Annotated in this window: 15 protein-coding genes and 2 pseudogenes; 9 read left to right on the top strand and 8 right to left on the bottom strand. The window is 43.1% G+C overall.

Features of this window, described 5'->3' with window-relative positions; genetic code table 11:
* Positions 1-49: 49 nt before the first annotated feature.
* A complete protein-coding gene (gene dprA / locus H9W84_RS00575) occupies positions 50-1279 on the bottom strand; it encodes a DNA-processing protein DprA (protein WP_096488247.1) in 1230 nt (409 codons plus the stop codon).
* A gap of 169 nt (positions 1280-1448) precedes the next feature.
* Complete coding sequence (locus H9W84_RS00570) at positions 1449-2552, bottom strand: LysM peptidoglycan-binding domain-containing protein (protein WP_239741241.1); 1104 nt, start codon at positions 2550-2552, stop codon at positions 1449-1451.
* 383 nt (positions 2553-2935) lie between these two features.
* Between H9W84_RS00570 and def the strand changes: the two genes are divergently transcribed.
* Both def and hisB read left to right on the top strand, forming a co-directional pair.
* Positions 2936-3466, top strand: coding sequence for a peptide deformylase (gene def, locus H9W84_RS00565; RefSeq protein ID WP_050326050.1), 531 nt, complete (start codon positions 2936-2938; stop codon positions 3464-3466).
* A gap of 22 nt (positions 3467-3488) precedes the next feature.
* Positions 3489-4091 carry an imidazoleglycerol-phosphate dehydratase HisB gene (gene hisB, locus H9W84_RS00560; protein ID WP_007117432.1) on the top strand — a complete coding sequence of 201 codons (603 nt, stop codon included), beginning with the start codon at positions 3489-3491 and terminating at the stop codon, positions 4089-4091.
* Positions 4092-4170: 79 nt separating this feature from the next.
* On the opposite strand, the gene H9W84_RS00555 is transcribed toward hisB, so the two are convergent.
* Complete coding sequence (locus H9W84_RS00555) at positions 4171-4659, bottom strand: YajQ family cyclic di-GMP-binding protein (RefSeq protein ID WP_036591734.1); 489 nt, start codon at positions 4657-4659, stop codon at positions 4171-4173.
* A gap of 279 nt (positions 4660-4938) precedes the next feature.
* Here H9W84_RS00555 and H9W84_RS00550 point away from each other — a divergent pair, with 279 nt between their 5' ends.
* On the top strand, positions 4939-5685 hold the full coding sequence (locus H9W84_RS00550; protein ID WP_144918610.1) for a glutathione peroxidase: 747 nt from the start codon (positions 4939-4941) through the stop codon (positions 5683-5685).
* A gap of 49 nt (positions 5686-5734) precedes the next feature.
* Here H9W84_RS00550 and H9W84_RS00545 read toward each other — a convergent pair whose 3' ends face one another.
* Positions 5735-7708 carry an ATP-binding cassette domain-containing protein gene (locus tag H9W84_RS00545; RefSeq protein ID WP_239741239.1) on the bottom strand — a complete coding sequence of 658 codons (1974 nt, stop codon included), beginning with the start codon at positions 7706-7708 and terminating at the stop codon, positions 5735-5737.
* Positions 7709-7840: 132 nt separating this feature from the next.
* Here H9W84_RS00545 and erpA point away from each other — a divergent pair, with 132 nt between their 5' ends.
* The 4 genes from erpA to H9W84_RS00525 all read left to right on the top strand — a co-directional run bounded on the left by erpA (position 7841) and on the right by H9W84_RS00525 (position 11340).
* Positions 7841-8173, top strand: coding sequence for an iron-sulfur cluster insertion protein ErpA (gene erpA / locus H9W84_RS00540; RefSeq protein ID WP_050326059.1), 333 nt, complete (start codon positions 7841-7843; stop codon positions 8171-8173).
* Between the two features lie 383 nt (positions 8174-8556).
* Positions 8557-8913, top strand: coding sequence for a roadblock/LC7 domain-containing protein (locus H9W84_RS00535; protein ID WP_050326054.1), 357 nt, complete (start codon positions 8557-8559; stop codon positions 8911-8913).
* A gap of 217 nt (positions 8914-9130) precedes the next feature.
* A complete protein-coding gene (gene gshA, locus H9W84_RS00530) occupies positions 9131-10696 on the top strand; it encodes a glutamate--cysteine ligase (RefSeq protein ID WP_239741238.1) in 1566 nt (521 codons plus the stop codon).
* 119 nt (positions 10697-10815) lie between these two features.
* The gene (locus tag H9W84_RS00525; protein WP_239741236.1) at positions 10816-11340 is read left to right on the top strand and encodes a disulfide bond formation protein B; all 525 of its coding nucleotides are present in this window, start codon (positions 10816-10818) and stop codon (positions 11338-11340) included.
* A 75-nt stretch (positions 11341-11415) separates the two neighbouring features.
* On the opposite strand, the gene guaA is transcribed toward H9W84_RS00525, so the two are convergent.
* Positions 11416-12999, bottom strand: a complete 1584-nt coding sequence (gene guaA, locus H9W84_RS00520) for a glutamine-hydrolyzing GMP synthase (protein ID WP_239741234.1) — start codon at positions 12997-12999, stop codon at positions 11416-11418.
* Positions 13000-13491: 492 nt separating this feature from the next.
* Between guaA and H9W84_RS12190 the strand changes: the two are divergent.
* Both H9W84_RS12190 and H9W84_RS12185 read left to right on the top strand, forming a co-directional pair.
* A pseudogene (locus H9W84_RS12190) lies at positions 13492-13956 on the top strand (hypothetical protein); the annotation flags it as partial.
* A gap of 66 nt (positions 13957-14022) precedes the next feature.
* Positions 14023-14385, top strand: a pseudogene (locus H9W84_RS12185) (glycine zipper domain-containing protein); the annotation flags it as partial.
* Between the two features lie 540 nt (positions 14386-14925).
* Here H9W84_RS12185 and H9W84_RS00505 read toward each other — a convergent pair.
* The 3 genes from H9W84_RS00505 to recF all read right to left on the bottom strand — a co-directional run bounded on the left by H9W84_RS00505 (position 14926) and on the right by recF (position 19538).
* The gene (locus H9W84_RS00505; protein WP_239741232.1) at positions 14926-15516 is read right to left on the bottom strand and encodes a manganese efflux pump MntP; all 591 of its coding nucleotides are present in this window, start codon (positions 15514-15516) and stop codon (positions 14926-14928) included.
* Between the two features lie 95 nt (positions 15517-15611).
* Positions 15612-18104 (bottom strand): DNA topoisomerase (ATP-hydrolyzing) subunit B, encoded by a 2493-nt coding sequence (gyrB, locus tag H9W84_RS00500; RefSeq protein ID WP_239741230.1) that lies wholly within the window; start codon positions 18102-18104, stop codon positions 15612-15614.
* A gap of 261 nt (positions 18105-18365) precedes the next feature.
* On the bottom strand, positions 18366-19538 hold the full coding sequence (gene recF, locus H9W84_RS00495) for a DNA replication/repair protein RecF (RefSeq protein ID WP_239741227.1): 1173 nt from the start codon (positions 19536-19538) through the stop codon (positions 18366-18368).
* Between the last annotated feature and the right edge of the window lie 24 nt (positions 19539-19562).

The raw sequence follows: 19562 nt of genomic DNA, 5'->3' as shown, positions 1-19562 counted from the left end.
TATATACCTCGATTATTTTGTAGTTTTTTTTGCTTATCGCTTATCAAAATTAAGGGCGGCAGCGCATATACAGACCGCCGCGCTGCATCACCAATCCCATTAGCTCAAGCTCAATCAGCCAGCCCATAAGTGTCGCAATATCGGTGCGGGTCTTATCGACCAAGCTGTCTAAATCTTGCCCGACCCAATCGAGTTGATTAAGTAGTGTCTGCAAATGCGGGGGCACATCCATCGCCAATGTCGCTTGGTGCGGCTGGGTTTTTGGTGCTGATTCGGACGGTAATTGAGGGCTATTGCTCACTGCCTGTGCAACTATCGGCGCTGTTTCAACCTCGGTGGCTTTGACAATCGGTGATTTAAAAATTGATAAATCTTCCAAAATTTGTGATGGATGATCGACCAAGGTCGCACCTTCACGAATCAATTGGTGGCAACCTTTGGCGTTGAGGTTATCAATATGACTAGGAATAGCAAAAACTTGTTTGCCTTGCTCGTTGGCTTCTCTGGCCGTGATGAGCGAGCCACTTTTTGCAGCCGCTTCTACAACCAAAGTTGCTAAACTTAGCCCAGCGACGAGACGATTGCGCCTTGGAAAATGGTAGCGATTGCTCGGCATATCAGGCAATAATTCACTAATGACGCAGCCACCTGACGCAATAATATGGGCTTTAAGGCTGGCGTGATTTTTTGGGTAACAGTGTTTAATACCATTGCCCAGTACCGCAATAGTACCACCTTGTGTGGCCGTCATCTGTAAACTTAACGCACCTAAATGTGCTTGTTTGTCAATTCCTTCTGCCATGCCACTGGTGATCCATAAGCCTTCGTGCGCCAAATATTGCGCCATATCAAAGGCAATTTTTTCGGCATGTGGGCTAGGTTTACGACTTCCAACGATCGCCAATTGTGGTTGGCTTAAGGCAGATAAGTTGCCTTGGTACAATAGCAAAGGGGGTGGGTCATAGATGTTTTTTAACTGACTCGGATATAAAGGGTCATTATCAAACACCACACCATACTGCCCTTGTGATAGTTCTAATAGCGTATCATTCAAAAATTGGCTGGTTCGACTGGCGCTGATAAACTCAGCAAAGCGTTTATGGTGATTATCATGCAAGCCCAGTGCTTGCCAATCTGCCAGCGTGGCTTGAATCGCTTGTTCAGCGCTACCAAAACGCGCTACAAGCTTATTATAAACAGGCACCGATAAGTTCACTAAATGCCATAACAATAAGGCAGCCTGCTGCGCCGGGTTTAGGTTAGGCTGATAGTCCTGCATCACGTATATTCCTTAGGCATGTATAGGGCTTATAAATGTTTGCTATTATAAATTTTTCTCACGATAAAAACTTTAAAGACAGCAAAGCCAGTCAAGGTGACTGGCTTTTGAACAATCGCTTACCAATCAAGCATAACCAAGGGCAAGCAAGCAAAGGTAAGCGAAAGCGTTAGTTGCCGACCGCAGGCAATAAAAAATCTTGCTCATGAATTGGTGATTCAGCATCGAGTACATAAGCGTAGCTAATATCGTTAAATGCTTTAAATACCATCACATGACCGATTTGCTCACTTGGCAACCGTACTGCCCCACCTTTCACGGATGAATAGTCGTCCAAGACTAAGGCGCCTTTTTGATAAACCGTCAACACATCGCCTGGCTCAGCGCCTTGGCTGGTACCCAAATTAATGGCAATCACCCCATCTCGACCCGCACTACTAATGGAATTTAAAATACGAATCACGCGACCGCCACGAGTAACGCTGGCAGGTTTTGGATAAAACGCGGGTGGCAAGTACTGACCGACTTCGACAAACACACGGTCCCCTTCGCGCACTTCTTGACCATACGATTTTTTAAGCTCGATACTAGAAACACCGTTTGATGCTACGCTAGTGACGATACCTGCGGCAACTTGGGTGACTTCAAGACCGATGACTTTACGGGTGGTTGGGTCAACATACGGTTCGCCCTCACGATACACGCCATAGCGTTGTCCCACAATGAGTGGCACGCCTTTAGCATATATTTTGTTACCGACACCTGTGATAATGTTTTTATCTTTTGAAGCCAGCACATAGGGGGTAGTTTTAAAGTCATCAGGCGATACGATGATATTGCGTTCAAGCCATGTTTCAATGGCAGTCAAAGGAATCGCAGGGATACTACCTGCGGCACTCACCACCGTGGTCGTAGTGGTTGGCGCGCTCATGGCTTTTTCAATGCCTGCACAGCCTTCCCCCGTGTCTACACCGACCAATTTTTGCCCTTTAATCACACATAAGATAATCACATCTTTTGGATAAATCAGATGCGGATTACGAATCTGCTTATTGGTCGCCCAAATTTCTTTCCAGCGCCACGGACTTTCTAAGAATTTACCGGAGATATCCCAAAGCGTATCACCTTTTTTCACCACATAACGGTTGGGCGCATCGGCTTTGATACGAGGTGGCGGATTATTAGCAGCGGCTAGCGAACTCACTGTCATACCAAGGGTTGCCAACAAAGCGAAGGATAATTTTTTCATTGTCGTGGTGTTATAGTTTGTCATAGCCCAATACTCAAGGTCAACGGCTTAACGCTTTAAAATGGCATACGCTTTACCATCACTTATAAAAAATCATAGCCGAATGTTGTGTTATGTGTCGCAAAATCACCCATAATTTGCACTATGTAAATTTTGGTTAGCATAGCATAAAATAATTGGGGCTTCATAAATTTTCTCTTTAATTCTCTTTAAATAGTTTTTTTAAATAATTGGTTTTTGGTAGATTTTAATCACTCAATAATTATCATTGATTATTTGCTATTGTGAAGCGATTGGATTGCACCTATATATAGGTTATAGTAGCCAAACTTTAGCGTTTGCGTTACCCTATGCCAATTTTTTTAGAGAATTTTTGCCAGATTAACCAAATTAAAAGTTGACCCATTATGGCCTTACGTACTATTTTAAACTACCCAGACCCGAGGCTTCGTACCCTTGCCAAGCCTGTTACCCACTTTGATGATGACCTAAAAACCTTGATTGATGATATGTTCGAAACCATGTATGCCGCCAAAGGTATAGGTCTGGCGGCAACGCAAGTGGATGAGCACATTCAATTGGTAGTGATGGACTTATCTGAAGATGGCAGCCAGCCTCGGGTGTTTATCAATCCCATTGTGACCCCGTTAGCCGATGAATTATATAGCTACGAAGAAGGGTGTTTGTCTGTGCCCGAGTATTATGACAAAGTCGATAGACCCAAACATGTCAGAATTGAGGCTGTCGACGCGCAGGGCAACCCGTTTGTTGAAGAAGCACAAGGCCTACTTGCCGTATGTATCCAACATGAAATTGACCACTTAAATGGTAAAATTTTTGTGGATTATTTATCCAAGCTCAAACAAGACCGTGCACGTGATAAGGTGCGTAAAGTTGTCAAACAACGTGAAAAAGATGCTGAACATAAAAGATTGTGATTTTTAACTGTAAGGGAAAACCATGACCACTCGCCCATCGCGTATCGCCACCGTAACACGAAATACTGCCGAAACCCAAATCACCGTGTCTATCAACCTTGACGGTACCGGTCAAGGCAGCATTGACACGGGTGTGCCATTTCTTGACCATATGCTTGACCAAATCAAACGTCATGGCTTAATTGACATGGATATTACCTGTAACGGCGACACCCACATTGACGACCATCATAGCGTCGAAGATGTCGGTATTACGCTAGGTCAAGCCTTCAAACAAGCGATTGGCGATAAAAAAGGCATCGTGCGTTATGGACATTTTTATGCCCCACTTGATGAAAGCCTTAGCCGTGCGGTAGTGGATATTTCAGGTCGCCCTGGACTGCACATGGATATCCCGTTTACTCGTGCGATGATTGGTGGGTTTGATGTGGATTTGTTCAGTGAATTTTTTTATGGCTTTGTCAATCATGCCATGATAACTATTCATTTGGATAACTTGAAAGGCAAAAACAGCCATCACCAAATTGAAAGTACGTTTAAAGCCTTTGCTCGTGCGCTGCGGATGGCGGTGGAATATGATGAACGCGCACTCGATAGATTGCCGAGTACAAAAGAAAGTCTTTAATAGCAAACTGTAAAAATAAAAGCCCTGTTTGAGACGAGGGCTTTTTTTATGCTAGTTGTTTTGTACTAATTTTCGGGTGTTAGTCCTTAAAATTATTAAATTGCAGGGGCACACCAAATTGCTTTTCTTTCAAAAACGCCATCGCTTGCTGTAGCGTGTCTTTTTTCTTATCATTGACTCGTACTTTATCGCCTTGAATCGCTGCCGATACTTTCAAATCCGACTCTTTTAATGCCTTACTGATTTTTTTGGCGGTATCGCCATCAAGTCCATCTTTGAGATTGACCACCTTTTTCATTTGTTTGCCCGAACCTTGATTATCCTGTGGGTCGAGCGACTGCAAATCCACCCCACGTTTAATCATGTTTTTCTCAAGCATGGCATACACGTTTTCCATCTGCAACTCATTGTCTGCGGTGATGGTGATTTTTTTGTCTTTCTCATTGAGTTCTACTTTAATATCACTGCCCTTAAAGTCAAAACGGGTGGCGATTTCTTTCTCGGTGTTTTGCACGGCATGTTTAACTTCAAATAACTGTAATTCTGAAACCACGTCAAATGATGGCATGAGGTTTTCCTTATCAAATTTGTTGAATAAAATCTAAAAAATCTGCCCTATCATAACTGATTTTGTCAATTTTTAACAATTCGCGGACTGTTATCACCACAGTTAATAATATAAAATAAATCATAAATTATATAATGATTTAAAATACTGATTAAAATAATTAACTTTTTAATAATGCTGATTACAGTTTTTTACCTTATTTGTTTGTATAATGAGTCAGCAAATAGGTGATTTACTAAAAAATGTAGTATAACAATTTACGATAATAAGGAGTAGGACATGGCGTTTAGCGATATGATTGGCAAACAAGTGCCAAGCGTGACTTTTCATACCCAACAGCAAGGTAAATGGGTAGATATTAGTACGGATGAATTATTTAAAGGCAAAAAAGTAGTATTATTCGCCTTACCCGGGGCATTTACACCAACGTGTTCATCACTGCATTTACCGCGCTATAATGAATTGGCAACTGAATTTGCTAAACTAGGCGTTGATGACATCGTGTGTGTCTCGGTCAACGATACGTTTGTTATGAATGCTTGGGCAAAAGACCAAGACTGTAGCAATGTAACCGTGATTCCAGATGGTAACGGTGAGTTTACTGAAGCGATGGGACGCTTAATTGATGACTCAGCAATTGGGTTTGGCAAACGTTCATGGCGTTATTCAATGCTGGTCGATGATGGTAAAATCGTCAAAATCTTTGACGAACCCCAAGACAGCGGCAGTGATGACCCATACGAAGTATCAGATGCCGATACCATGATTAAATATATTGACCCAAACTGGCAAGACAAGCCCTCTGTCTCTATTTTTACCAAACCTGGTTGCCCACATTGTACCAAAGCCAAAGAAACGTTAACACAAAAAGGCTTTCAGTTTGAAGAAATTGTACTTGGTAAAGATGCGAGTATTACCTCAGTGCGAGCCATTACGGGTCGTGAAACTACCCCGCAAGTATTTATCGGTGGCAAGCACATCGGTGGTAATGATGACTTGCAACAATACTTTGCTGATGCAAAATAATGTTTGATTAAATAAAAAAAAGACAGTCTAGGCTGTCTTTTTTTATTGTCTAGTTAAAATTATTTTCGATGTCTTCGAGTGCCATCATCAAATTTATCACCTGCTCTTCGACTGCTTCAATTTGTCCTTTTAGATGGGTTTGTTCATCGAGTAGTTTCAGTAAATCGGCTTTTCGGCTATCCTCGTACAGACTGGTATCGCCTAACTGTTCTTCAATTTTCGCCAGTTTTTCGCCCAATTTTTCTAGTTGCTTTTCCTCGTTTTCGATTTTTTTACGGATGGGCGCGGTGAGTTTACGCTGTTCAGCGGATTTTTTGCGTTGTTCTTCTTTGGATAATGCATTAGTTACGCTAGACGTTTCACGTGAAACATCTGTTTTATGGTCGGCTAATTTTTTGTCTTCGAGCTTTTTATTGTCGTTCGCTTGTTTGGCTTGCTGTTTACGGGTCTGTGATAACCACTGACTATAATGAGCGATGTCATTGTCAAAGATATTACATTGCCCGTCATGCACCAAATATAGCTCATCGCAAACATTGGCTATCATTTCTCGGTCATGTGACACCAGAATGACTGCCCCTTCAAATTCTTGTAAGGCCATGCTCAATGCTTGCCGCATCTCCAAATCTAGGTGGTTGGTCGGCTCGTCTAATACCAAAACATTGGGACGCTGCCATACGATGAGCGCAAGGGTGAGTCTTGCCCGCTCGCCGCCAGAGAACAACTTGCTTTTGGTATCAATGCGCTCACCGCGAAAGTCAAAACTCCCTAAAAACGCGCGTAAATCAGCGTCTGAGGTTTTGCCTGCGAGACGCTGTAGCATCAACATGGGTGATGCTTCGCCATCGAGGCTATCCATTTGGTGTTGGTTAAAATACCCTAGTACCAAACTATCCGCGGCTTTACGCGTCCCAGACAAGGTAGGCAACTCACCCACCAAGCCTTTAATAACCGTTGATTTGCCTGCGCCATTCATCCCTAGCAGACCGATGCGGCTGTCAGGGGTAATTTGTAGGCGAATGTTCTCGATGAGTGCTACACCGTTGTAGCCGACACTGGCATTATCTAGCACCAATAATGGCGATGTTAATTGCACAGGGGATTTGAACCGAAATTGAAACGGATTGTCGGCCATGATGGGCGCCAATTCAGTCATCCGTTCCAGCTGTTTGACACGGGCTTGCGCTTGTTTGGCTTTGGAGGCCTTGGCTTTAAAACGGCGGATAAAATCTTCAAGGTGGGCGCGGGTTTCTTGTTGTTTTTCAAACTGTTGCTGTTGCTGGGCTAAGCGCTCACTGCGGGTACGCACAAAGGTGCTGTAATTGCCTGTATAAAGGGTCATTTGCTGGTTTTCAATGTGCAAGATATTGCTCACCACATTATCCAAAAACGCTTGGTCATGCGAAATCATGAGTAGCGTGCCGTCATAGGCTTTGAGCCATTCTTCAAGCCACAAGATGGCATCCAAATCCAAGTGATTGGTCGGTTCATCAAGCAGCAATAAATCTGCTCGGCTCATTAAGGTTTTGGCAAGGTTTAGGCGCATACGCCAGCCCCCTGAAAAACTACTCACAGGTTGGCTTTCTTGGGCGACATTAAATCCAAGTCCTGTCATGGTTTGGGAGGCTTTTGCAGGGGTACTATAACCATGGATATCATCGAAGCGCGCGTGCACATGGGCAAGCTCATCTTCTGACAAAGTATCTGGATGGTTAATCTTATCTTGCAGCTCAAAGTATTCTTTGTCGCCACTCAACACAAAATCTATTGCCGACTGGTCAGTGCTTTCAATCTCTTGCGCCATATGACCGATTTGCCAACTGCTTGGAACCGATAGACTGCCTGTATCGAGTGCCAATTCGCCTTCGCCCTTTTGGCTCAATAGCGTCGCAAAAAAACTGGATTTACCTGTGCCATTGTTGCCTGTTAACCCGATTTTCCAACCTGGATGGATTTGCAAATTAACATCTTTGAATAATACCCGCCCATCACGGCGAATACTGGCATCTTTTAGTTCTATCATAATCGGCTCAAAACTCAAAAAATTTGACTAAAATTAAATGGGAAAATTCTTGATAGTATAAAGCAAGCACCCCATAATAAGAAAAAAGTTTTTATAAGGAATACTCCGATGAGCGATACCGTAACTGATAGTATGGTTGATGGCATGACCTTGACCGACAATGCTGCTAAAAAAGTGCGTAGCCTACGTGATTCAGAAGGCAATAACGACTTGATGCTACGCGTATATGTGACGGGTGGTGGCTGCTCGGGTTTTTCGTATGGTTTTAATTTTGAAGAAAACTTGGGCGATGATGATGCTACCTTTAGCAACGATGACGTAGCATTGGTCGTTGATAGTTTGAGCTACCAATATTTACATGGCTCAACCATTGATTATGTGGAAGGCTTGGAAGGCTCGCGTTTTACCGTCAACAATCCAAACGCCACCACGACTTGTGGTTGTGGTTCGTCATTTTCTATCTAGCTTTACTGGCTAATTTTACTGGGATTCTTTACCTAGTTTATTTGAATGATTAAAAGGCTTTAGCTTAAATATAGCCAGTAACTGTTAAGTTTAGCCTTTTAATTTTCGTTTATCCTGTATTTGTTACCTTTGAACAAAATCATCTACATTTTTTCAGCGTTTATCAGATTTTATTTGTGTTGTCAGCCTTTATCCATAATAATGGTGTGATCTACAGCGTAATAACACCTAAGTGTTATCATCAAGTACCCTAATATAGGTTGACATTAATTTATTCTTGTTAATTACTTAATGTTAAATGTGTTAATGATTTAAGTTTGTTAGCTAAGCAATGATTATTAAGCAATCTTTATTATTAATTTAATAATACCAAGGAGCTTATCATGGCTAAATTATCTTTAGATTCACTCAATAACATCGATGGTTTTATTGCAGCTGCATTGGTTGACAGCGAATCAGGTCTAGCCCTTGCCACAACGGGTAATGGTATCGACCTTGAAGTTGCAGCAGCGGGAAACACTGAAGTAGTACGTGCAAAACGTAAAGCTTCTAAAGCTTTAAACCTTAATGATAATATCGAAGACATCCTAATCACATTAAGTAAACAATATCACTTAATCCGTCCGCTAGTCCGTAACGAAAACCTATTCTTGTACCTAGTACTTGATCGCCAAAAATCAAACTTAGCCATGGCACGTCATGAATTAAAAGGGTTTGAGACTGAATTGGATTTCTCTTAATGCCTTGCTTCTAATTACAAGTGACAGATGTCAAGTAAAAATTACCAGTTAATCGAGTAATACGATAGTTTTTATCATACCCACGGTATTATTACTGTGGGTTTTTTACGTTTGGCGAATATCGCAATGGGTAATTTCGTCATCACGATATTTTGATAGTGTTTGCCTAAATTTGGTGGCATAATTTCACACAATTAAAAATAATATTAGGATAACTATGACTCAAGCGCCTCAAACTTGTACTTCTTTGCAGCTACCTACTTGGCTGACCGCTGAAAACATTCATGGCATGCTTCGGGGTATTGAAAAAGAAGGCTTACGTATGAGCCCTGAGGGATATATCGCCACTACCCCACACCCGGCAAAGCTTGGCTCAAAACTCACTCATCCTTTTATCACTACTGACTACGCCGAAAGCTTGTTAGAGCTGATTACTGAGCCAAAACCCACGGTGAAAGAAGCGCTTGATATGCTGCGTGATTTGCATATTGTGTTACAAAATGCTTTGACCGATGACGAGCTGTTTTGGTCGATGTCCATGCCTTGTATGATTTCGGGTGATGAAGATATTTTGCTGGCCGACTATGGCACCTCAAACTCAGGTAGACTAAAAACCCTATATCGTCACGGTCTAGGCATCCGCTATGGTCGCCGTATGCAGACCATTGCTGGATTACATTATAATTTATCATTTGGTGATAATTTATTCACCGCTTGGCAACAGCAGTTAGGTGATACCCAGTCATTAACTGAATTTAAAAATGAAAAATACTTGGGTCTGATTCGTAACTTCAAGCGTCTAAGTGGTATGGTGCTGTACTTGGTTGGTGCAAGTCCTGCCGTGTGCGCGTGTTTTTTAAAGGGTCGCGAGCATCCGCTACAGCCAATGAACGCATCAACTTACTATTTACCCAATGCTACCTCTCTGCGTATGGGCAAACTAGGTTACCAAAATAGCGTACAAGATAATTTAGATATCCGCTATAACAGTCTCGATGAATATGTCGCAGGTTTGCGTAATGCCATTCACACGCCGCATCCTAATTTTACCGCGTTGGGACTCGATGACGACAATGGCTATCCCATTCAAATCAATGACCATATTTTGCAGATTGAAAACGAATACTACAGCCCGATTCGCCCCAAACAAATTACCCAACCTGGCGAAAACCCCAGTGATGCGTTAGCCAAGCGCGGTATCGCTTATGTGGAACTGCGAGCGATTGACTTAGATCCGTACAGCGAAATCGGTATCAGCTTAAATACCGCCTGTTTTATGGAAATTTTGGCATTGTACTGCCTATTGCTGGATAGTCCTGACTTATTGCCCGATGAAGATGCCCTGCTTGCTCAAAACCAAGAAAAAATTGTCAATCAAGGGCGCGAGCCAAACTTAATGATTGATACAATGTCGGGGCAAGTCGCATTTAAAGACTGGCTACTACAGCATTTGCTAGGTATGCGTAAGCTATCTGAACTCATGGATGTCACCTATGGTAGCAATGACTACCGCAACGCGTGGCAATCGATGATGGCAAAAGCGCAAAATCCAGACAATACCCTATCAGCGCAAGTGTTAGCCGATACCGAACGCTTTGATAGTAGCTGGCAGTTTGGTAAGTCACTGGCGCAAATGCATGCTAATCGCTTAAGACATCAAGGATTAGTCCCTGAGCAAATGGCTTACTTTGAGCAGCTTGCCAAAGACTCTGTGCGTGAGCAAGCCGATATCGAGCAGAATGACACACAAGATTTTTATGCCTATGTGAGTCAATTTCGCTAGTTAGCAAGTGCTAGTAATCAGGTACTGTTGGGCTAATTATTTTGTAGGGTTAAATTTCTAAAATTCTAAGCGCTATTGTTTGGTTTATTCTTTTTCATAAATTGTTTGATGGTTTTTTTATGCGTGATGCTTCATTGACCCACAGCTTGTTAAGTTATCGGGGACTGGCAGGACTATTGACGTTAGCCAGCATTATTGGCATGAGTTTCGCCTATTTTTATTTGCAAGGGGTGGTAAAATTAGACCCATGTCCGCTATGTATTTTTCAGCGAGTGGGTTTGATTGTGATGGGGATTTTTGCGTTTATCGCCTTTTTGCTCAATCCGAAACAAGCTTGGTCAAAGATTTTGTTGATGTTCGGCGCGCTGCTCGGCATTTTGTGGTCAATTGCTGTGGCGATTCGCCATGTATGGATTCAACATTTGCCACCTGACCAAGTCCCGTCGTGTGGTCCTGGGTTAGACTATTGGATGGATACGCTGCCGATTGCCCAAGTGTTGAAAGAAGTATTTAAAGGTTCTGGCGAGTGCGCGGTGATTGACTGGACGTTTTTAGGCTTTAGTATCCCAGAATTATCATTGGGGTTTTTTAGCATTTTATTGGTAATGATTGTTTTGGCGATCCGTAAAAGCAATACTCGATAACACTATCGGTCGTGGTTTAAAACCATAAAAAAGGCGATAATTAATCGCCTTTTTTTATTAGCTTTTTTAGTCGCTTTATTCCCATTCAATGGTCGCTGGTGGCTTACTTGAGATATCGTAGGTCACTCGTGATACTTCTTTGATTTCATTCATGATGCGATTGGACACTGTTTCAATCAAATCATACGGTAAATGGGCAAAACGCGCTGTCATAAAGTCGATGGTTTCAACCGCCCGTAACGCAATCACCCACGCATAGCGGCGACCATCACCGACCACGCCCACTGATTTTACCGGTTGGAACACGGCAAACGCTTGTGCGGTTTTCTCATACCAACCAGATTTTTCCAACTCTTGCATAAAGATGGCATCGGCTTGACGCAAAATATCGGCATATTCTTTTTTCACTTCACCCAAGATACGCACGCCTAGACCTGGACCTGGAAAAGGATGACGATAAATCATTTTTTCAGGTAGCCCTAATGTCACACCGAGCTTACGCACTTCATCTTTAAACAAATCACGTAAGGGTTCAACGAGTTTGAACTGCAAATCGTCTGGCAAGCCACCCACATTGTGGTGCGACTTGATTACATGCGCTTTGCCTTGGTGACTTTTTGCAGATTCAATGACATCGGGATAAATGGTCCCTTGTGCCAAGAATTGAATGCCTCTGCCCTCACCCGACAGTTCACGTGCGGTATCTGCAAACACATCGATGAAGGTTTTGCCAATGATTTTACGTTTGGCTTCTGGATCGCTAACACCGGCTAATGCGGTCAAAAAACGTTCCTCAGCATCCACGCGAATGACTTTAACGCCCATGTTTTCAGCAAAGATTCGCATCACTTGGTCGCCTTCATGTAGGCGTAACAAACCATTATCAACAAACACGCAAGTTAGCTGCTCGCCAATCGCTTTGTGAAGCAGTGCGGCTACCACCGAGCTATCAACGCCGCCCGAAAGTCCCAACAACACTTGCTCATCGCCAATTTTTTCTTTTAACTGCGCCACACGCATCTCAATGATGTTATCCGGCGTCCACGCATTGGCACAGCCACAGATTTGGTGCACAAATCGGCTAATCAATGCTTCACCTTGCAGCGTATGGGTCACTTCTGGATGAAACTGCACCCCATAATAATGCTTGCTTTCATTTGCCATTGCAGCAATTGGGCAGCTTGGGGTTCTGGCAGTCACTTCAAAGCCTGCAGGTAACTCAACGACTTTATCGCCATGACTCATCCAAACTTGTAATTTGTTAGGCTCATCTTCAATGCCTTTAAAGAAGCTATCTTGAGCGGTTTTTTCAATGATAGCAGCGCCAAACTCTTGGTGACTGCTGGCTTCAATTTTGCCACCAAACCGATCTGCCATCACCTGCATACCATAGCAAATGCCTAGTACAGGCACATTGATATCAAATACGGCGTCATTAATTTTTGGGCTATTTTCTGCATACACGCTCTCTGGACCGCCCGATAAAATAACCCCTTTTGCACCAAAGTCGTGAATGCGCTGTGCGTCAATATCGTATGGGTACATTTCACAGAATACCCCTGCTTCACGCACGCGGCGCGCAATCAGTTGACTGTACTGTGAACCATAATCCAATACCAAGATACGGTCTTGTTTGATTGAGTTGTTGGATGTTGACATACAAGCCTCTTTAAATTTAGGTAAATAGCTTAACTGAACCGATGCTAACAGGTTTCAAAAATTCATGGTTGGTTATTGTATCAATTAATGGCTTTATCTGCTGATTTTTATAGGGTGAAAATAGCTATATGAATGTTTTAAGTAGAAATTTTTCCTAGAAAATTTCTATAATAAACGGTCTTTAATTACGTTTTTTTGTATCGCTTTCACCAATTGATTATCTTTGTTACACAAACATCATCTAATAGGCTTTAGATTTACCAAACTCTACGAAAAAATTGCTCATACTGCTACAGACTGGCCGCAAAAATTTATTATTATGAAACAGTAATAACCGAAAACGGTTTTACGAAAAAATTGATTTTAATTTAGGCATTTTAAGTTAATGTCACGTTTAATCGTTTTTCGACAATAAAAATAACAGTCATATTAAAAATTTTTTCTAAATACTAGTATGGCTTGGATAAAAAAACTTCAACTGAGGATACAATCATGGTAGATAATATTAATAATTCAGATTTAAACCGCGACCCTATCACTGGTGAACCAGGCTCACATCCAATCGGTACTGCAGTAGGCGGTATGGGTGGTGCAGCTGCGGGTGCAGCTATTGGTGCTATTGGTGGTCCATTAGGTATGTTAATCGGTGGCGCAATTGGTGCAATCGCGGGTGGTGCTGCAGGTCACGCTGCAGGTGAAGCGATTGACCCAACTATTGAAGATACTTATTGGAACGATACCTATTCACAAACAACCTACTATAAAGATGGTTATGATTATACCACTGACTATCAACCAGCTTATGCCGTCGGTTATGCCAATCGTGCAAAATACCCAGCCGGTACAACGTTTGACAGTGTTGAATCAGACCTTGAACGTAGCTGGCATGAAGTAAAAGGTAATTCGCGTCTTGCATGGGAAGATGCCAAAGAAGCCATTCGTGATGGTTGGGATAGAACAGACGCGCGTATTGCTGGTCAGGAATATTCACCACGTCTTCGTACGGTGGATGGCTATGCAGAAGGTGAAGAAAAAGGCCATCCTGTTGCTACTGGTACAGGTGCATTAGGTGGGGCCGCAGCAGGTGCAGCCGTTGGTTCAGTAGCCGGTCCTGTTGGTACCTTAGTGGGTGGCGCTATCGGCGCTGTAGCGGGTAGCGCAGCAGGTCATGAAGTCGGTGAAGCAGTCAACCCTACCACCGCTGAAGATGCTTACGAAAAACCTCATCCAGTTGCCAGTGGTTCTGGAGCACTAGGTGGCGCCGCAGCCGGTGCAGCCGTTGGTTCAGTAGCGGGTCCTGTTGGTACCTTAGTGGGTGGCGCGATTGGCGCTGTAGCCGGCGGTGCAGCAGGTCATGAAGTCGGTGAAGCAGTTAATCCAACTGAAGCAGGTGAACAGCGTAAAGAAGCTAACCCTGTTGCCAGTGGTACAGGTATGGCAGCCGGTGCTGCTACAGGCGCAGCAATTGGTGCAGTAGGTGGTCCCGTAGGTTCAGTGGTGGGTGGTGCAATTGGTGCTGTAGCAGGCGCAGCCACGGGTAACGCTGTAGCAAATACGCTTGAAGGTAATACTGAAGAAGATACCTACTGGCGCAATAACTACAATACGACGACTTACTATAGCCAAGGCTATGATTACGATACTGACTATCGCTCAGCGTATGATTATGGTTACCGTGCACGTCATCATTTTAATACTGCTAATGAGTTTGAAAGTGTTGAAAATGATTTACGCAATGATTGGGAACAATTCAAAGGTAATTCACGTTTGACTTGGGACCAAGCTCGCCTAGCAGCACGTGATGCCTGGTATCGTATTGAACGTTAATCTTTCGATTAAGTTAGCTTAACATAAAAAAAGACTTTCATTAATTTGAAAGTCTTTTTTATTTAAACCATTAAAATCAAAGACAAATAAGCTGGTCTATTAAATTACCATTTTGATGCCAATACCGATTAACACTAGCCCACCAAAAATTTCAGCCTTACTCTCTAGCCACGTGCCTGATTGCTTGCCCATAAATACGCCAATAAAGCTAAAAATCCCTGTTACTATCGCAATTACTGCACAGGATACATAAGGATTGACTGGGATTAAATTTAAGGTAAATCCGGCTGCCATTGCATCAATACTGGTTGCAATCGCTAAAGTAGTCATGGTTTTATGGGTGATAGCGACATTGGCATCATTAGCGATGTCTAAAGCAACATTATGAGGCGTTGTTTCTTGTGATGTGGCATCTTCATCATCGCTAGATAAGGCTTCATACAGCATTTTTCCACCAAGCCCGACTAAAATAATGCACGCGATCCAAGGCGCCCAATTTGCGATAAATCCTAAGATTGAACGTCCACCGAGATAACCAATCAAAGGCATCAAACCTTGAAAGACGCCAAAATATACGCCTGCCATAACCGCAATTTTGGTCGTATCTTGGCGATGTTTGGCACCCAATCCAATCGCTACAGCAAAGGCATCCATTGATAAGGCTATCGCTAGCAGTAATAAAGCAATCATGTGATATCTCTTTTAAAAATTCAAGCTGAAATAAAACCACCTTATTACAACATAAGGTGGTTTCCATTGTATTAAAACACGACTCTAAAATTGGGTTAAATATCCAAGTTGGTCACCGTTAACGCATTCTCCTCAATGAAGGCACGACGCGGCTCTACATCATCCCCCATCAGACACGAGAATAAATGGTCAGCAGCAATCGCATCTTCAATGGTGACTTTTAGCATATGGCGGTTTTCTGGATCCATCGTGGTTTCCCACAATTGATCAGCGTTCATCTCTCCTAACCCTTTGTAACGCTGAATCGCTAAACCACGGCGCGCATCACTCATGATAAATTGCCATAGATAACCCATGTCTTTGATCGGCAGTTTTTTATCGCCTTTAGCGACATAAGCGGTATCTGACAACATATCTTTCCACTGGCTGGTCAAGCGATGCAAACGGCTATACTCACCTGAACCAATAAATGCGGTATCTAACAAGTATGCGTGTGGCAACTGATGGATAAAAATCGTCACGCGCGGTAGATAATAGGTTTTTTGATGATCACCTTCTTGTTTGCTAAAGGGCTCTAATTCAATTTGTGGGTGTAATCCGTCTGCCGTCACGGCTAGATTCTGCGCTAACGCTTCTACCCAATTTCGCATTTGCGCTTCATCTTCAATCATTGGCATGCTAAGCTTACTGGTGATTGCCAACGCATCCAATACGGCGCTTGGATATTTGATTTGCAAACGGTTTTTGATGGTCTGAGTTTGGTTATAATCATTGAGCAAGGTTTCTAGCGCTTGGCCTGTGACCGCAGGCGTACCTTCACTCAAATGCAACTGGGTATCGTCAATGGTTGACGACAACAAATAGGCCTTTAACGCTTCATCGTCTTTGACATACAATTCTTGACGACCTTTTTTCACTTTATACAGCGGTGGCTGCGCAATATAAATATGACCACGTTCTAATAGCTCTGGGGTTTGACGGAAAAAGAACGTCAGGAGCAAGGTGCGAATATGTGAACCATCCACGTCCGCATCGGTCATGATGATAATTTTGTGATAGCGTAATTTATCAGGATTGTACTCATCAGGTCCGATGCCTGTACCCAATGCGGTAATCAAGGTACCTACTTCCTGCGACGATAGCATCTTATCAAAACGCGCACGTTCTACGTTTAGAATTTTACCTTTCAGCGGCAAAATCGCCTGCATCTTACGGTTACGACCTTGTTTGGCAGAACCGCCTGCCGAGTCCCCTTCCACAATGTACAGCTCTGACATCGCAGGGTCTTTTTCTTGGCAATCAGCAAGTTTGCCTGGCAGACCTGCGATATCCAGGGTGGTTTTACGGCGAGTCATTTCACGAGCTTTACGCGCCGCTTCTCTTGCACGGGCGGCATCGATGATTTTACTAGCAATCCCTTTGGCAGCATTGGGATTTTCAAGCAAGTAAGCGCTAAACTTATCGTGCATGGCTGATTCAACCGCGGGTTTGACTTCACTTGATACCAGTTTGTCTTTGGTTTGGCTTGAGAATTTTGGGTCAGGTACTTTGACAGAAATAATCGCGGTTAAACCTTCCCGCGCATCGTCACCTGTTACCGCAACTTTTTCTTTTTTCATCAAGTTTTCGCTATCCATATAGCTATTTAGGCAGCGTGTTAACGCCGAACGAAAACCAGAAAGATGGGTACCGCCATCTTTTTGCGGGATATTATTGGTGAAGCATAATACTTTTTCGTTGTAGCTATCTGTCCATTGCAATGCCACTTCGACGCTGATACCGTCATTTTCTTCACTGGTAAAATGAAACACCTCATTTAGCCCAGTTTTGCCCGCATTGATGTAATGGACGAACTCAGATAGACCGCCAACGTGCTCAAACTCATGGCGTTTGTCATCGCGCTCATCCGTCAATACGATGCGTACACCCGAGTTTAAAAACGACAATTCGCGTAAACGCTTGGCGAGAATTTCAAAATCAAAAATCGTGCCTGTAAAAATATCATCGCTTGGATAAAAACGCACTTGGGTGCCTGTTTGCTGGGTGGCTTCAAGCTGCTCGATAGGCGATACGGGCTCACCATCAGCATACGTTTGGCTATAGTGGTAACCGTCACGCCAAATATCGAGCACCAGTTTTTTTGATAACGCATTAACCACTGACACACCGACACCGTGCAAACCACCTGAGACTTTATAACTGTTGTCGTCAAATTTACCGCCCGCATGCAGTACTGTCATGATAACCTGCGCGGCTGACACCCCCTCTTCTGGGTGAATATCGACAGGAATACCGCGTCCATTGTCTTTAACGCTGACCGATTCATCTTCATGGATGATGATGTCAATTTGATCACAGTGACCCGCCAAGGCTTCATCAATGGCGTTATCTACCACTTCAAACACCATATGATGCAAACCTGTGCCATCGTCGGTATCGCCAATGTACATACCAGGGCGTACACGCACGGCTTCTAAGCCACGAAGTACGCGGATACTGTCAGAACCATAGGCTTTATTTTCTTGATGACTTGATTGGGTAATAGATTGTTGTGTCTGATCGGCTACATTCGCAGATGTATCAGTCATGATGACTCCATAAGTTTTGCATGGCAAAAACGTCAGAATATACTCGATTTTATGGTCAAAATCGTTGATTTTTTTCTTAGTTTTTTGGCGAAAATAAAGGGTTTATTGTAGCAAATTTTAGGGGAAAAGTCACTGAATATCCCTGCTTATGAGAGGCAAAATAGTGATTTAGCAGAGCTAAAAAAGAGGGAGTTTAAGTTACATCAGTTTGAAAAAATACTTAATCATTTAAACTTAGTCACCTAAAAATATTATTGGTTTTTATAAGCCATTTTGAATACCTTGTGCTTCAAGGGATAATTGTCTAACGCTTCCCTGTTCCACGTGAAACAGTTTGACCTTATCCTGCCAAATCTTTTGAATACTCTCTACGATATCTTGGGTAAGACTGGTGACAAACAGCTGTGAATTCACTTGTTTTAAGCCAGTTAATAACAGCATAAGTGCGTCACTATCCAATTCTGCTGTGATATCGTCCACCAATACCAAAGGTACTTTATCGACCTGGTTAAGTAACGGCAACTGCGATAAGCGAAGCGCCATGACCAATAATTTTTTTTCACCCCGTGACAGCATATCGGTGGCAAGCAATGTCTGCTTGTGTTTATGCCCTGCTGCATCAGTATGCACTAAATCTAGCACGACATTGATATCAGCCCGATGGCATCCCATACGCGTATAGCCCAGCTCAATGTCAGACGCTAAACGATTGGCTAAGGTCGTTGCTAAGCCAACTTCAATATCAAACCCCGGTATATAACGCAATCGTAATTTTTCGGCATACTGGGGTAAAAATTTTTGTACTTGCGCCAAAAAATGGGGCTGCCATTGTTCAATGATGTCGGCCCTTGCTTGGTGAATTTTTTCTGCATGTTGGCTTAGCTGATAGTCCCAAGCTGACAGTTCTTGCTGTTGCAGGCTAGTCAATGAGGCATTACCAAAATTTTGCTTTAATAAGCTATTGCGCTGTTTTAATAGACGCTGATAAGACAGCCAATTGGGATGAAACGATGGTTCCACGTGAAACCCTAACCAATCTAACATTTCACGCCTTGCTTGACTACCGTCCTCTAGTTGGGCAAGGCTCACAGGCTCGAGTAATAGTGTGGGTAGCAGCTGCGCAAGTGGGCTTTGGGTGACAAGCGACTGCCCATTGAGTCGCAATTGCGTGGTAGCGTCTTGGGATTTGGCAATAGCGACTGTTTGATCATGATTGAGCCTAGCAAAAACCGTCGTATCGCTAAAACCATGCTCAATATAATGCCTCGGTTGATGATGGCGAAAACTTTTGCCGCGCGATAATAAATAGATGCTTTCTAATAGCGACGTTTTCCCGCTGCCATTTTGACCCAAGAACACATTACAACTGCTGGGTTGTAATTCAATCGTGTGAAGATTGCGAAAATGATGAATAGCTAATTCAATAATTTGCATGATTTATCTACTTGACTACTCATC

Origin of the sequence: Moraxella tetraodonis (genome assembly GCF_022359095.1) — a bacterium.
Taxonomy (GTDB): domain Bacteria; phylum Pseudomonadota; class Gammaproteobacteria; order Pseudomonadales; family Moraxellaceae; genus Faucicola; species Faucicola tetraodonis.
The sequence above is the reverse complement of the archived record's forward strand: the minus strand, read 5'-3'. Positions and strand labels throughout refer to the sequence as shown.

Bases quoted from the DNA above. Each gene is read 5' to 3' on its own strand.
- gshA (WP_239741238.1), top strand. From the start codon at position 9,131: ATGACTCAAGCGCCTCAAACTTGTACTTCTTTGCAGCTACCTACTTGG.
- H9W84_RS00570 (WP_239741241.1), bottom strand. From the start codon at position 2,552: ATGACAAACTATAACACCACGACAATGAAAAAATTATCCTTCGCTTTG.
- def (WP_050326050.1), top strand. From the start codon at position 2,936: ATGGCCTTACGTACTATTTTAAACTACCCAGACCCGAGGCTTCGTACC.
- H9W84_RS00550 (WP_144918610.1), top strand. From the start codon at position 4,939: ATGGCGTTTAGCGATATGATTGGCAAACAAGTGCCAAGCGTGACTTTT.
- H9W84_RS00535 (WP_050326054.1), top strand. From the start codon at position 8,557: ATGGCTAAATTATCTTTAGATTCACTCAATAACATCGATGGTTTTATT.
- H9W84_RS00505 (WP_239741232.1), bottom strand. From the start codon at position 15,516: ATGATTGCTTTATTACTGCTAGCGATAGCCTTATCAATGGATGCCTTT.
- hisB (WP_007117432.1), top strand. From the start codon at position 3,489: ATGACCACTCGCCCATCGCGTATCGCCACCGTAACACGAAATACTGCC.
- erpA (WP_050326059.1), top strand. From the start codon at position 7,841: ATGGTTGATGGCATGACCTTGACCGACAATGCTGCTAAAAAAGTGCGT.
- H9W84_RS00525 (WP_239741236.1), top strand. From the start codon at position 10,816: ATGCGTGATGCTTCATTGACCCACAGCTTGTTAAGTTATCGGGGACTG.
- gyrB (WP_239741230.1), bottom strand. From the start codon at position 18,104: ATGACTGATACATCTGCGAATGTAGCCGATCAGACACAACAATCTATT.
- dprA (WP_096488247.1), bottom strand. From the start codon at position 1,279: ATGCAGGACTATCAGCCTAACCTAAACCCGGCGCAGCAGGCTGCCTTA.
- H9W84_RS00555 (WP_036591734.1), bottom strand. From the start codon at position 4,659: ATGCCATCATTTGACGTGGTTTCAGAATTACAGTTATTTGAAGTTAAA.
- H9W84_RS00545 (WP_239741239.1), bottom strand. From the start codon at position 7,708: ATGATAGAACTAAAAGATGCCAGTATTCGCCGTGATGGGCGGGTATTA.
- recF (WP_239741227.1), bottom strand. From the start codon at position 19,538: ATGCAAATTATTGAATTAGCTATTCATCATTTTCGCAATCTTCACACG.
- guaA (WP_239741234.1), bottom strand. From the start codon at position 12,999: ATGTCAACATCCAACAACTCAATCAAACAAGACCGTATCTTGGTATTG.